This is a genomic window from Pseudocolwellia sp. AS88 (assembly GCF_030551755.1).
Classification (GTDB): Bacteria; Pseudomonadota; Gammaproteobacteria; order Enterobacterales; family Alteromonadaceae; genus Pseudocolwellia.
The window spans coordinates 1-14,810 of the sequence record NZ_JAUPEC010000023.1 but is presented as its reverse complement, the minus strand read 5'-3'; the positions used below and the strand labels follow the sequence as shown (position 1 = coordinate 14,810).

The window sequence follows — 14,810 nt, the reverse complement described above, 5'->3', positions numbered from 1 at the left end:
GCTAGTATAATAGGTGCCTGAGAGAATCATATTATTATTATGTATCTTTTTGTTTTATGTGTCTGCAGTTGTTACAAAACAAATTTAAGATTCAATAAAGCAGCCTCGTAGGCACTTATTCTATTAGGTTTTTATAGTTTTCTTACTGATATCATATTCGCGTAGTTTGTTAGCGATAGCTGTATGACTTAATCCCAATTTCTTGGCGAGTTGTCGAGTACTTGGATACGCAGGATAAAGCTTTCTGAGTAGGTCTGCTTCATACTGTTTAACAGCTTCATCTAAAGTCCCTTCAAAATCTTGCTCTAAATACCCGTGTTCTCTTGTATAAGCTGGTAACTCTAAATGTTCTACTGAAATGACTTGCCCTTCTATTAAAGATACCGCTCTAATAAGAACATTTTCTAATTGACGAACATTGCCAGGCCATGGGTAGTATTCGATAAACTCTCGGCAATCATCAGACATTGAAAGATTGGTTGCTCCAATTTTAAGGCCAGACTTAGCAATAAAGTATTCCGCTAAAGGAATGATATCTGAACGTCTTTCTCTTAACGAAGGTATTTTTAAACCTAAAACGTTTAAACGATAGTACAGATCTTCTCTGAATAAACCTTCATCAACCATTTGCAATAAATCACGTTTAGTTGAACCAATAATACGTACATTTACGTTTATTTCTTGTTCGTCATCTACTCGTCTAAAGTGACCATCTTGAATCACTCGTAGTAATTTAGTTTGTAACTTTGGAGACATTTCGCTTACTTCATCAAGAAAGATAGTGCCACCATTAGCTAATTCAAATAAGCCTTTTTTACTTGATGCTTCACCACGTAAGCCTAAACCAAATAACTCAGTTTCGGCTGAATCATCAGGTAGTGCAGCACAACTTAATGTCATAAAGGCATGTTCAGCTCTTTCACTTGCGGCATGACATGCACGAGCTAAAAGTTCTTTACCTGTGCCTGTTTCTCCAGAGATTAAAATAGAAGAGTCGGACAGAGCCATTCTTCTTGCTTCTCTGATCGCTTTTCTCATGGCGCCGCTGGTAGCTTGTATACCAGAAAAATTATTATCATCAATCTGCTTAAGCGCACTAATTTGTTGCCCTAACCTACTTTCAGATTTCAAAATAATAATAGCACCAGCTAATACATTATCATTATCGTCTTCACTAACATGAATTGGCATCAAGTCAGCAACAAAATCTTCATGATTAAGCTTTAATCGAATTGTTTGCGCTAGCACTTCATGATGATCTAACCACTTGTTAAAATTAAAGCCTTTAAGAATAGTATTAACCTGTTCACCAACTAAAGTGTTTTCTCTGCTTCCTACTAAAGTAGAAGAGAGATTGTTAATCATGCGTATTTGCCCTTTGGCATTAATAGATATAAATGGATCGGGGAAATGTTTAAGAAGTGTTTCAAATTCATTTTTTTCCCTTTCAGATGGCATAAAGGGAATTGTTTTCACGTCATCAACCGCATCAATCAAACGTAATTGCGGCATGATCTGTTGTAATTCAACAAAATCTATATTTGGCGTATTAATAAAAACATGACCTGATTGATGTAATTCAATACCCACTAAATCTATATTATGCTCAACAAATATAGCGGTTATTTCTTGGAGAATACCAACTCGGTTACGACAAAATAATTCTAAGCGCATACAACAAACCTAAATAATAAAGAGACATACACTTTAATGTAAACTAATAGTTACAACAATAAAAAAATCAACACTAAGTACATAATTCTTAATATATTTAACCTTAAGTTGTGATGATTGGTTTTGTAATCTACAAATTTATAAATATGAACAAATAAATATAAACGTATTTATTCTTTAAAGTACTTAATAAAGACATACACATTGAGGTTTAATCGCTTTTGAGAAATTCAGATTATGAAGTTAACTATAGGGCGAATAAGTGGGTTCGCCCTAAAATATACACTTAGAGGTGGGAAACTCTTAAATTTTAACCTTTAACTTTTAAAACACTAGAGATGCTTATAAAAGTTTATCTGTTTTAGCGGCACAAATAAGATCATTTTTGTGTAAACCGCTAATAGCATGAGTCCACCAAGTAACCGTAACTTTGCCCCATTCAAGTAAAGTTCCAGGGTGATGAAACTCTTCTTCAGCCAACTCAGAAACTTTATTAGCAAAAGCCCAAGCGAGTTTATAATTTTTGAATGTGTACACTCTTTCCAACATCATGACATTGTCTTTAACAATAGGTGTCCAATCTGGAATTTCTTTTAGAAGTACAGCAAGCTCTTCATCAGTAACCGCAGGAGCTCCAGCTTGGCAAGCTTCACATTTTTGTGTTGATAGTTGTTCAGTCATTGAATTTTTAACCTCTTTATTTTTGAGTATAGTTGAGTGGTTTTATTAATTATGAATATAGCGCTTGATGTAAACCAAGTTCTTTGGCTTCTTCAACAAACGCCATAATCTCTTCTACTTCAAACTTTCTAATATCATCTAAATTTTTCACCTTGTTTAAGGTGTAATAAATAGGCTGAATAATATCGATTTTATAAGGTGTTCTTAATACATCTAAAATATTCAACGGCACTCGTTTTACACCTTTACCATAAACCGCATGTTTTGTTTCTTTAGGTGAAGATAATATGCCGCCACCATATAGCTTAATACCATTTTCAGTATCTAATAAACCAAACTCAACAGTAAACCAATATAAGCGCGCTAAGAATACACGTTGCTCTTTGGTGGCATTAAGCCCCATTTGACCATAAGCTTGAGTATAATCAGCAAATGATTGATTTGTTAATAATGGACAATGTCCAAAAATTTCATGAAAAATATCAGGTTCTTTTAAGTAGTCGAATTCTTCGCGTGTTCGAATAAAAGTGGCAACCGGAAATTTGCGTTCTGAAAGTAATCTAAAAAATTCACCAAAACCTATAAGCGCATTAACAGGTTCGCATTGCCACCCTGTTGTGGTTTTCAAAACTTTGCTAACTTCTGGTAATTGCGGGATCCGATCTAAAGGTAAATCTAGTAATTTTAAGCCTTGAGTAAATTCATCACAGGCAACGCCTTCAACGACTTTTAATTGTCGAGTGATCAATTCATTCCAAATGGAGTTCTCTTCTTCAGACCATTCGATATAGCCATTTTCATCACAAGCTCTTGATTGATATGTTGTTGATTTAGCCATTTCTACAAACCTTTATAATTACAGCTAACCGATAATTTTTATTTATCAGCTTAAGTAATTTAAATAACGTGAGTAACACAATGACTAGATAGTACGATAGTTTTTTATGAAAAAGCACTAGAGGGGAATGTGATAGTTTTTAGCCAAAACCTAATTTTGTACAGTTTTAATTACAATTTCGTAATCGATAGAATACAAAGATGAAAAATATTTTTAGTGATGAATATAAGGAAGCAAAACACATTCATCACTAAAGCCATAAGTTATGCAGGTTTAAGCAGACCTTTTATCTGCATAACAATTTTCTTACGGATCGTATTTAACTTGGGTGGCTGGTTTTGAAATGGCACAGGTCTACATAAAGAAATGGTTTTTATGCCTAAACGAGCAGTTAGCATTCCTGCGCCTAAACCTTGCGCCATACGCCCAGAAAGTTTTCCTAGTAAATCAGCACCTAGTAGGTCGGCACCAAAATCAGAGATTATTTCACTAGCGCCAGCATAAGCCATATTAATAAATACATGTTTTATTAAACGAATACGGCTCCAGTAACCAAGTTTTAAACCATAAAGCCCTGCTACTTTGTCAATCATGCGAAGGTTACGCCAGAATATAAGCATCATATCGATAATGGCCACAGGGCTAATTGCGATAAGTACAACTGACTCGGTTGAAAATTTAGCGACTTCATCTAAGGCTTTTTGATCAACACTAGTAAGAATTTCTTGAGAATATAAATTAATAACCTCTATATCGGTATACTCAGGCTGAACAATATCAGACCAATTTGTCTCGTTGCTGATATCACACGGTAAGTCTTCAGTGATTTTTTCACATAACTCTCTAGCATCATATTTACTCTCACCTTCTAAAATATTTTGAACTTGTGATCTTACTTTGTCTTGACGTGATAATTGACGTAATGATGAAAGCTCTCTATAAACCGTTGAGCCAAAAATCAGCGTAATAATAAATAACAACACACCATAAATACTAGAAACAATGGGTGACTGTTCAAAACCTTGAATAAAAAAATCTATTAATTCATACGAAACTAAACCTAAAAATAAAACAATGGCAATGCGCCATAACCAACGTGGCTTTGATTTTTCAATAATTTCGTTATTTTCTACTAGCTCTTCAACTTCAGGTTGCCAATCAGTGTTTTCAAATATCACTTGATGCTCAGGCTCTTGCTGAATTTCAGGCGTTTTATTGTCTAATTCATCAAATAATATTTGTTGCTGATACTTATCTATCATTTCATTTTATCTCCGAATAGAAACTGCATGGTTTGGTCCATTCTTATATGAGGTAAACATTCATGTACGTCACAAACTTGATTTGGCTTAAAAGCAATATAATTAAATTGCTGACTGTCCCAAAAACTACTCTTAGGTAATTTTTCAGGAACGGCACCAGGGAAAAGTGTGATCACTTCATCATTGTCTGCCCTTCTCCCTTGTAAAACAGGTAAAGGCTGACCATTATGCAAACTATTGCCAACCTTGGTTGTTTTAACCGAAGCTATAGCTAAAGTTTTCATTTCTATCGTGTCGTAATTTAATTGATGTTTCGTTTGATAAACTAACTGATTCAATAAAGAAACAAGTTTAGGGTGCTGCTCAGGAGTAACATGATCAGCCTTGGTTGCAGCAAATAAAAGCTTATCTATTTTTGGCGAAAACAATCGGGAAAATAAACTCGACTGACCATAATTAAAACTTTCTAATATTAACGTAATGGCATGCTGCAAGTCGTTAAAGCTAGATTCGCCTTTGTTTAAAGGCGTTAAGCAATCGGCTAATACTATTTGTCGATCAAAGTTAATAAAGTGCTCTTTATAAAACTTACGTACCACTCTTTCTTTGTATTCAATAAAACGCGCTCTTAGCATACCTATCAACGTATCATCTTGCGCATTTTGGTAGGTATTTAATTCTATATTTTCAAACGCTGTATAAGGGAAGAATTGTAGAATAGGCGCGTCTTCTAATTCTCCAGGAAGTATAAAGCGTCCAGGCTGAATAACAGATAAACCTAAATCATGCCTAAAAACATGTAATAGCTCTGTATATTCTTTCGAAATATCAGCTAGTAGTTGTTCGTCAACAGGTGCTAGAGGATCTATCTGATTGATCTTTTCAATCAAAGGTTGTGAAAGTTCAGCGCGTGGTGACTCTTTCATTAAAGCATAAGTACTTTCAGACCATTCTTCATAAGTTTGATTTAACATAGGTAAATCAAGTAACCATTCGCCTGGGTAATCCGTTATGTCTAAATACAGAGTTGCAGTATCTTGAGCATATTTCAACAAAGAGCCTTTTGGCGTATATCGAATAGCTAAACGTAATTCACTAATACCACTCGTTGCTTCTGGCCATGTTGGTGGCTCATTACAAAAAGCAGCTAACGAGGCATCATATTCAAATCGAGGTATATGAAGGTTTTTCTGAGGAACACGTTTAGCAGCAATAAAGCGCCCTTGGTGTACAGGATTAAAAAAGCTCAAGTGAGAGTTATTACCTTCATTGATTAATTGATTAACCAATGACGTAATAAAAGCGGTTTTACCGCTGCGACTCAAACCGGTAACTGCCAAGGTAATATGTTGGTCAAACGTGCGATTAAGCAAATCATTTGCTTTACGTTTAAATTTTTGTAGTTGCTCTTTTTTAATAATAGCCATTTTATCTATTTATTTTAGCCTTAATTCGAGTCTGTTTAGCTTTCGTGGTTAAATCTAAATATTAAAAGTTCAACATACTTGGGTGAGAAACCCTCGTTTATTTTAAAGATAAATTGAATTAACTTTTAATTAAATCTGATCGCCACCAGTCCTTAGTACACAATACCTTATTTTAACGAAAAATAAATATTACAAATACTTAAAAGCTAATATTTGGCGATGAAGTCATTTTATAAAATAAAAAAAGCGACACAGCCGCTTTATAATTTATTAATTTCTCTAGAGAGGCTAAATTCAGGTGATGTGACATAACGCTCCATAGTACGCAGCTGCCCTTCTAACTTAGTAAACTTTCGTTTTATGTCATGAAAAGCTTGCTTAGGCGGCTCACCAGCTTGCCATATTTTAGCTTTAACTTTGATAGATTCGTCATCAACACTTTGATTGTTGCTATTCGTGTAAGCATTATTTGTGTTGCTATTTCCGCCTGAGTTGAATAATTTAGATTGTTTAGGTTTTTTATCTAAAATAAACCAACCCGCAATATAAATAACCACAAACCAACCCATACCTAATAAAATACCAGAAGCAACCATTACACGAACCAACCAAGGCTCCCAACCAAAATAAGTAGCTAAACCTGCACACACACCTGCAACTTTGCCATTTTGTGGGTCTCGATATAATTGTTTTTTACTTTCTTGTGTCATACCTTACTTCTCCATTCAGGAGTTTCCACATCAAGTATTGCTTCAAGGGTTTTAATTCTGTCTGTCATTTTATCAGCAAGCTCAGAAAGTTCAGATAGTTGCGCATATTCTTCTTCGCTTAAACCTTGGCTAAGCTGACGTTTACTTCGATAATGCAATACTAACCAAATAGGCGCCACAACGACCAAAAAAATCACTATTGGGGCTATAAATACTTCTTCCACAGGTTTCTCCTTGTTTTAACTTTTTAATGTTTTTATATTCAACTTGCTTTGCGTGAGGTATTAGATGCTCTATTCTGTTTTATTAAGTTTAGCTTTTAATTCAGCTAATTCATTATCAACACTTTCATTTGTTTCTAGTTCTGAAATCTCATCAGATAATGATTTACCACCTATATCATAAGATTCAACTTGCGATTCAATATCATCAATTTTTCTTTCATATTGATCAAAACGACCGAGTGCATCATTTACTTTTTCAGTATTAATGTTTTTCTTAACTTTTAAACGAGATTGAGCCGTTTTCTCACGTATTAAAATAGCTTTTTGACGATTTTTAGCATCTGAAAGTTTGTCTTGTAACTGAGAAATATCTTCCTGAAGCTTAGCAATGTGGTCTTCAATATTATTAAGCTCATTATTTAAAGACTCCGCATTCTCTGCACACTTTTTCTTTTCCATCAATGCAGCTCTTGCTAAATCTTCTCGGTCTTTACTTAATGCTAATTCAGCTTTAGCTTGCCAATCTGTAACTTCTTTTTCAAAACGCTCTATTTGACGCACTAAATCTTTTTTATCTGCTAATGTTCTTGCCGAAGATGATCTCACTTCAACTAACGTGTCTTCCATTTCTTGAATAATTAAACGGACCATTTTTGCAGGATCTTCTGCTTTGTCTAAAATACTATTAATGTTTGAATTAATAATGTCTGTAAATCTTGAAAAAATACCCATAATTCATTCCTCTAAAATAAAAATTAATGTAAAAACACACCTAAAAGTCGCACTAGAATATGTTTTGAATATACTTAAGTTATATTCATGTTCTGCGCCAACTTTTGAATAGCTATAACTCTATGTTTTCAATGTATTTATTTATTTAACAAAAAGTCTTTAATCAAAGTAGTTAATAAAATACACTATTTGTTAGTGAAATAAACCAAATCTTAGGTCTTCATAATGACTCGTTTTAACAAACAAGATAATCTTATTGGTCAATCAAACAGCTTTTTAGAAGTACTAGAACAAATATCTCAAATAGCTCCGCTAAGTAAGCCTGTGCTGATTATTGGTGAACGAGGAACAGGTAAAGAGCTTATAGCTGAGAGATTACATTATTTATCTCAACGCTGGGATCAAAGTTATTTAAAACTTAACTGTGCATCATTAAATGAAAATTTATTAGAAACGGAGTTATTTGGTTATGATTCTGGGGCATTTACTGGCGCAACTAAACGTCACGAAGGCCGATTTGAGCGCGCTGATAAAGGAACCTTATTTTTAGATGAAATTGCTAATACATCAGGGTTAATTCAAGAAAAATTATTACGTGTGGTTGAATATGGTGAATTTGAACGTGTTGGTGGCTCCAGAACGATTAAAACTGATACTCGATTAGTTGCGGCAACTAATGAAGACCTTCCCCTGTTGGCAAACTCTGGTGAATTTAGAGCTGATTTACTTGATCGATTAGCATTTGATGTAATTACCCTTCCACCTTTAAGAGAAAGAAGGGAAGATATTTTATTGTTAGCTGAACACTTTGCTATATCAATGACACGAGAATTAGAATTTGAGTTATTTAGCGGTTTCACTGAGAAAGCTAAACGAAGTTTATTAGAATACAGTTGGCCAGGAAATGTACGTGAACTAAAAAATGTAGTTGAACGAAGTGTTTATCGAAATAACAACCCTCACCTGCCTGTACATGATTTAGTAATTGATCCTTTTGAGTCACCTTACAGACCAACAGGTAGAATTAAAACTAATGATAGAATAACTCATAATCCAGTTGCTATTACTAAGATAAAAGATGACTCCATTGAAAGTGAAGCTTTAGCAAGCAACACATTTAAAACAGAACCAAAAGAGCTCGAATATCAATTTCCACTTTCATTAAAAGACTTATCTCAGGACTACGAGAAAAAACTTATTCAAGAAGCGTTAAAAACCTGTCAATTTAATCAGAAAAAGACAGCAGATGCGCTTAAATTAACGTATCATCAACTACGCGGTTATTTAAAAAAATATAATTTACTTGATGGTAAAATGGTTAATGAAGACTAGAAATATGTCATTCGATTCCACACGTTGTTTTTTAACATTTTTATGTATTAACTTATTAATGATAGGTTGTAGTAATGAGAATGTTGCCACCCTTAGTACAAAAAGTATTATCTATTGTAGTGAGGGCTCTCCAGAAGGTTTTAATCCTCAAATAGTAATATCGAGCACGACAATCGATGCGACTTCTAACCAACTATATAACAGCTTAATTACTCACAAAGGTGAGGATAACGAATTATCCCCTGCAATTGCTAAATCATGGCATATCACTCGTGATGGCACTAAGATCACCTTTTACCTTCGCCAAGATATTGATTTTCATAATACAAGTTACTTTACTCCAACAAGAAAGCTCAATGCTGACGATGTATTATTTTCCTTTAATCGAATATTAGATTCTGAACACGAATACCATGATGTTTCAGGTGGCTCTTATCCGTTTTTTGAACGAATTAACTTTAACGACCTTGTTGAAGATATAGAAAAACTCAATGAATATACGGTTCGTTTTACACTTAGCAGACCAGATAGTTCATTCTTAGCTAATTTGGCGACTGATTTCGCAGTGATTTTATCAAAGGAATATGCGGATAACTTATCAGCAACTTATTCTCAGCAACAAATAGATTTATTGCCAATCGGTACGGGTCCATTCAAATATAAAGAATACCGAGCAGGCGCTTTTATTCGCTACACAGCACACGAAAATTATTGGCAAAAAGATATAAATATTGAGCATTTGATTTTTGATATAACACCAAGTAATACAGGAAGATTAACAAAACTGTTAGCAAAAGAATGTGATGTGGTTTCTTATCCCATCGCACATAACAAAATTGTTGAAAGATCTGATTTGGTGTTGAATGAAATCACCTCATTTAATCTTGCTTACTTAGGTTTTAATACCACAAAAGCCCCTTTTAATAATAAATTAGTACGAAAAGCTATTTCTTACGCGATCAATAAAGAAGCAATTATTGATGCTATTTATTTTGGTAAAGCAGATATAGCAAATTCGATAATTCCCCCAGCATCCTGGGCTTATGATGAAAATATACCTGAACAAGAATATTCAATATCCAAAGCGATAAATACTTTAAATGAAGCTGGCTACCCTGATGGTTTTACTATGAACTTGTGGGCAATGCCTGTTGAAAGAGCTTTTAACCCAGATGCTCTAACCATGGCTAAACTTATTGCCGGTGACTTACAAAAAATTGGAATTAACGTAAATATCATTTATGACTATGAATGGGATATATTTTTAAAGTTAATCACCGAAGGTCAGCACCATGCGGCATTGTTAGGTTGGACAGCTGATCATCCGGATCCTGATAATTTCTTCACTCCTTTATTAGGTTGCTCTTCAACTTCACAAGGTTATATCGGGACTTTTTGGTGTAATGACGAAGTGGATGATCTTATTAAACAGTCATTACAAACAAGTAATATACGTAGTAGAAAAGAATACTATTCTGATGTTTTAAAAATAGCTGAAGATGAATTACCTTTGATCCCTATTGCCCACTCAAAAAGATTTCAAGGCCGCAGTAAGAATATATCAGGCCAATTATTAAAACCTTTTGGCGGGATTACTTTTGAAAAGGTTAAGAAAAACTAATGCTGATATTTACTCTTAGAAGACTCAACCTATTTATTTTTACTTTAATAGTGTTAACAGCATTATCTTTTAGTTTAAGCTTTTTATTTCCTGGTGATGCTCTTATAAACCTAACAGGGCAAGTTAATGCAACACCTGAACAACGCTTATTACTGATTGAAGAATACAAATTTAACAGCAATATATTTCAACAGTATTGGGCTTATTTATCACATTTATTTGATGGCGATCTAGGCGTATCTATTGCCAGCCATTTACCTATTTCATCTGAAATAATGAACTTATTACCTGCGACTATTGAGCTCAGTGTTGTCGCTTTAATTATTGCAATGGTTGTAGGCATTCCACTTGGTTTTATTGCAGCAGTTAACCACGAGAAGTTCGCTGATAACACAATTTTATTTGTTTCTATGCTTGGCTATTCCATTCCAATTTTTTGGTTGGGATTACTTGCTATATTAATATTCTCAATTGAACTAGGTTGGTTACCTTCAGCTGGTCGCTTAAGTTTGGTTTACGAAATTGAGCCTATTACCGGCATACAGTTTTTTGATATTTTAATGAGCAACAGTGAATATAAATGGCAAGCATTTCAAGATGCGACCTTGCATATTATTATGCCAGCTTGTGTTGTTGCTATGGCACCTATGACAACTTTTATAAGACTTGCAAGAACATCTATGATGGAAGTGCTTGAATCAAGTTACATTAAAGCGGCTAAAGCAAAAGGTTTAACATTTTGGCAAATCATTCATCGTCATGCCATCAGAAATGCTTTAGTGAATGTTATAAGATATGTAGGTTTACGATTTGCCAATTTAGTAACATTAGCTATGGTGACAGAAGTTATATTTAGTTGGCCAGGAATAGGCCGTTGGTTAATTGAAAGTATTTTCCAGCGAGATTACACCGCAATACAAGGCGGCTTATTGGCTTTATCTAGCTTTATCTTTATTGTACATATACTCTCAGATTTTATTTACGCTGCATTAAACCCATTAGCAAGAGAGCATAATCATGGCGCGTGAAAATATATACCAAGAAGAAGAATTCCCGTCGCCACTCATGCAGTTGTGGTACAACTTTAAAAAGAACCCAATGGTAATGCTAGCCTTTGGTTCTTATTTAGCGCTAGCAATATTAGCGATATTTTCACCTATTTTAACGCCGTTTTCATCATCACAAAGTCATTTAGAATACATTCTACTTCCACCTGCTTGGAATGATGATGGTAATGTTAGTTTTTTATTAGGTACTGATAAACTAGGCAGAGATATTCTTTCAATGCTGATGCATGGAGCATCATTCACTTTTGGCTTAAGTTTCATTATTGTTATTATTTCTGCTGTTATTGGCGTACTTATAGGCTCATTGTCGGCTCTTACTTCAGGTTTTAAATCGAGTTTTTTAAATCACTTTTTAGATGTTATTTTATCTATTCCTTCTCTTTTATTAGCCATAGTTATTGTTGCTATATTAGGGATCGGTTTAAGTAACACTGTATTAGCCATTATTATTGTTCTAATACCACAGTTTATTCATATTACGAAAAACGAAGTAAAAAAAGAGTTTTCAAAAGATTATGTACTTGCCTCTAAACTAGATGGAGCAAGTCCTTTAAGGCTTTTACGCTATTCTATTTTCCCTAACATTATTGAAAGAGTTATTACTCAAGCAACTTTAGCTCAATCAGCTGCAATCCTGGATATAGCTGCATTAGGCTTTTTAGGCCTTGGGGCTCCTTCAGAAATACCTGAATGGGGAGCTATGCTTTCGAATGGGGTTGATTTATTTTATATCGCACCTTGGACCGTATATTTTCCAGGTTTAGCTATTTTATTTACAGTAATCGCAACAAACCTTGTGGGTGAAGGACTTCGTCATGCACTTAAACAAAGAAAGGTGTATTAATGAACTTACTTGATATTAGAAACCTTTCATTAGTTATGATCTCTGGAAACAAGAGAGTTGTAGTTATTGATCGTGTATCCCTTACAATGAAAGAAGGTGAACTACGCGGTTTAGTGGGTGAGTCTGGTTCAGGTAAATCCTTGTTAGCTCAAGCAATAATGGGTGTACTAGACACTAAATGGATCATTGATGCAGATAGATTTCATTGGCGTGGTACCGATTTAATGCGCCTCTCAGTATCTGAACGGAAGAAAATTATATCTAAAGATGTAGCGATGATTTTTCAAGAACCCATGTCTTGCCTTGATCCAACAACAACTATCGGCGAGCAGCTTGAAGAAGCCGTTGATGATAAACAATTAACAGGTTTTTTTTGGCAAAAGAAGAAGCAACGTAAACTTGCTGCCGTTAAGCTTTTACATAAAGTAGGTATTAAAAAACACAGCCTATGTACAAGCAGTTATCCTCATCAATTAACAGAAGCTTTATGCCAACGTGTAATGATAGCAATGGCACTTGCTAGACGCCCTATCCTGCTAATTGCCGATGAACCAACTGCAGCGATGGAAAGTACAAATCAAGGTCAAATATTTCGCTTGTTGGCGAGTTTGAACCAACTTAAGAATATGTCGGTATTATTGATCAGTCATGACCTAGAAAACATGACACATTGGACTAATCGCATCACGGTTATGTATAGCGGACAATTTATAGAAGCAGGCACAACAGAGCAGATATTTACAACCCCCTTTCATCCATATACAAAAGCCTTAGTTGAAAGTACCTCTCATGCCAACTTGAATGTTACACCAAAATCAAGACTCTCTGCCTTACCAGGTAGTATCCCTATTCTAAAACATATACCAATTGGTTGCCGTTTAGGACCTAGATGTCCCAGAGCTCAAAAGGCTTGTGTAGATGCGCCTAAAACAAAAAGCCATCATGGTCATTTAGTAAGTTGTCACTTTTCTCTCAAGGATACTTATTAAATGGTCGCCTTATTAAAAGTTACTAACTTATCGAAAGAATATAAACAGCGTGAATATTTTTTTCAACATAAAGTCAGTACCGCACTTTACCCTATTAATTTCAGTATAGATGCCTATAAAACACTGGCAATTGTAGGTGATTCAGGTTCAGGTAAATCAACCATTGCAAAAATGTTAGTTGGAGCAGAAAAACCAACGACAGGTGAAGTAGAGTTAAATGGTCAAATACTAGAAGTAGGTAACTTTAAACAACGTTGCCAACACATTCGAATGATATTTCAAGATTCAAGTACAACACTCAACCCTAGCTTGACTGTACATCAATTACTTGATGAACCCTTGAAATTGAACACATCATTAAATGAATTAGAACGCGCACAATTAATTAGTGAAACCTTACAAAAAGTGGGATTGCTATCAGATCATATGAACTTTTACCCTCATATGTTTTCAGGTGGACAGAAACAAAGGATATCACTCGCTCGCGCTATTATATTAAAACCGCAAGTGATTATATTAGATGAAGCATTGGCCTCTTTAGATCCCTCCTTACGCTCTCAAATGATAAACCTTTTACTCGATATACAAGAGCAAATGGGATTAGCTTTTATTTTAATTTCTCATAACCTAGGTATTGTTAAACATTTTAGCGATCAGATTATGGTACTAAGTGAAGGAAAAGTTGTTGAGCAAGGAGATACAATAGAAGTTCTTTCAAAACCTAAGCAGAAATATACAAAGAAACTCATCATGAGTCAGCAATTCCAACTATTTTCACGTTAGTGATTTGGTCAAATCCTAAGTTACCAGTTAAGCTTAACTTAGGATTGTTTCTTACAGAGTCTTATAAACCCTATCATTAAGTGAAGTAGCTTAAACCTATCTGTGGTTAGTTATTTAAGTACCGTTTTAACCAAATAACTGAGCCTAGTATTAGGCTTTCTATTAAACGTTGTAAGTCATAAACCTCAGCTCGGGATAAGCAAAGTTACTCAATAAGCTATTTTTAAGCCTAACATCGTTGCCTACATGGATGTAGGTACTTAGTTTTTATCGGGAATAAAAAACTGTATATTTGTTACCAATAGCCAGCCATTGGCTAAAAAATCCGCCTTGCTAGGCATAAAACTATCAATATGGAGTCATCATATTACATGTAAAGTACTCTGATGGTTCTTTAATCTATTGATAAATCATTATTTTTATTGAATGTAATGACATTCATTATTCCGAGTTGAGGTTAATAAAGTATCAACCCAAAGACCCATTCAATCTAAAAATTAAACGAACTTGGTATTAACCTAGAGAAGTTTATGAGATTCATTTGTCAAATTGACCCGTCCTAATATAGGTTGACAGTCATTTAATTAAAACGCCTGATGTACTTCATTGGGCGTTTTATATTTTAA

The 14,810-nt window shown here is 34.4% G+C and carries 14 protein-coding genes; 6 read left to right on the top strand and 8 right to left on the bottom strand.

Translation table 11 applies throughout. The features are described from left to right. Positions 1 to 123: 123 nt before the first annotated feature. The 8 genes from tyrR to pspA form a co-directional block, all read right to left on the bottom strand. Positions 124 to 1,674 (bottom strand): transcriptional regulator TyrR, encoded by a 1,551-nt coding sequence (gene tyrR / locus Q5N69_RS14490; protein ID WP_304369766.1) that lies wholly within the window; start codon positions 1,672 to 1,674, stop codon positions 124 to 126. Positions 1,675 to 2,016: 342 nt separating this feature from the next. Next, entirely contained in the window at positions 2,017 to 2,355 is a 339-nt protein-coding gene (locus tag Q5N69_RS14485; RefSeq protein WP_304369765.1) for a 4a-hydroxytetrahydrobiopterin dehydratase, read from the bottom strand. Positions 2,356 to 2,404: 49 nt separating this feature from the next. Next, the gene (gene phhA / locus Q5N69_RS14480) at positions 2,405 to 3,193 is read right to left on the bottom strand and encodes a phenylalanine 4-monooxygenase (RefSeq protein WP_304369764.1); all 789 of its coding nucleotides are present in this window, start codon (positions 3,191 to 3,193) and stop codon (positions 2,405 to 2,407) included. Positions 3,194 to 3,456: 263 nt separating this feature from the next. Then, positions 3,457 to 4,455, bottom strand: coding sequence for a YcjF family protein (locus tag Q5N69_RS14475; protein WP_304369762.1), 999 nt, complete (start codon positions 4,453 to 4,455; stop codon positions 3,457 to 3,459). Beyond that, positions 4,452 to 5,882, bottom strand: a complete 1,431-nt coding sequence (locus Q5N69_RS14470) for a YcjX family protein (RefSeq protein WP_304369760.1) — start codon at positions 5,880 to 5,882, stop codon at positions 4,452 to 4,454. The genes Q5N69_RS14475 and Q5N69_RS14470 overlap by 4 nt, the downstream gene beginning before the upstream one ends. Positions 5,883 to 6,142: 260 nt before the next feature. After that, positions 6,143 to 6,592, bottom strand: a complete 450-nt coding sequence (pspC, locus tag Q5N69_RS14465; protein WP_304369759.1) for an envelope stress response membrane protein PspC — start codon at positions 6,590 to 6,592, stop codon at positions 6,143 to 6,145. Next, the gene (gene pspB, locus Q5N69_RS14460; RefSeq protein WP_304369757.1) at positions 6,589 to 6,816 is read right to left on the bottom strand and encodes an envelope stress response membrane protein PspB; all 228 of its coding nucleotides are present in this window, start codon (positions 6,814 to 6,816) and stop codon (positions 6,589 to 6,591) included. Before pspB ends, pspC begins: the two co-directional genes overlap by 4 nt. A 69-nt stretch (positions 6,817 to 6,885) precedes the next feature. Then, positions 6,886 to 7,548, bottom strand: coding sequence for a phage shock protein PspA (pspA, locus tag Q5N69_RS14455; protein ID WP_304369755.1), 663 nt, complete (start codon positions 7,546 to 7,548; stop codon positions 6,886 to 6,888). Positions 7,549 to 7,773: 225 nt separating this feature from the next. Here pspA and pspF point away from each other — a divergent pair, with 225 nt between their 5' ends. From pspF to Q5N69_RS14425, 6 genes are read left to right on the top strand one after another with little or no spacing between them, the layout of a single operon-like run. Further along, positions 7,774 to 8,880: a phage shock protein operon transcriptional activator gene (gene pspF, locus Q5N69_RS14450; RefSeq protein ID WP_304369754.1), complete on the top strand. Its 1,107-nt coding sequence runs from the start codon at positions 7,774 to 7,776 to the stop codon at positions 8,878 to 8,880. Beyond that, a complete protein-coding gene (locus Q5N69_RS14445) occupies positions 8,870 to 10,501 on the top strand; it encodes an ABC transporter substrate-binding protein (protein ID WP_304369753.1) in 1,632 nt (543 codons plus the stop codon). Before pspF ends, Q5N69_RS14445 begins: the two co-directional genes overlap by 11 nt. Beyond that, positions 10,501 to 11,529: an ABC transporter permease subunit gene (locus Q5N69_RS14440; RefSeq protein WP_304369752.1), complete on the top strand. Its 1,029-nt coding sequence runs from the start codon at positions 10,501 to 10,503 to the stop codon at positions 11,527 to 11,529. The genes Q5N69_RS14445 and Q5N69_RS14440 overlap by 1 nt, the downstream gene beginning before the upstream one ends. Continuing rightward, on the top strand, positions 11,519 to 12,412 hold the full coding sequence (locus Q5N69_RS14435) for an ABC transporter permease subunit (protein ID WP_304369751.1): 894 nt from the start codon (positions 11,519 to 11,521) through the stop codon (positions 12,410 to 12,412). The genes Q5N69_RS14440 and Q5N69_RS14435 overlap by 11 nt, the downstream gene beginning before the upstream one ends. Then, positions 12,412 to 13,401, top strand: coding sequence for an oligopeptide/dipeptide ABC transporter ATP-binding protein (locus Q5N69_RS14430; RefSeq protein WP_304369749.1), 990 nt, complete (start codon positions 12,412 to 12,414; stop codon positions 13,399 to 13,401). Before Q5N69_RS14435 ends, Q5N69_RS14430 begins: the two co-directional genes overlap by 1 nt. After that, positions 13,402 to 14,184, top strand: coding sequence for an ATP-binding cassette domain-containing protein (locus Q5N69_RS14425; protein ID WP_304369748.1), 783 nt, complete (start codon positions 13,402 to 13,404; stop codon positions 14,182 to 14,184). The last annotated feature ends 626 nt before the right edge of the window (positions 14,185 to 14,810 follow it).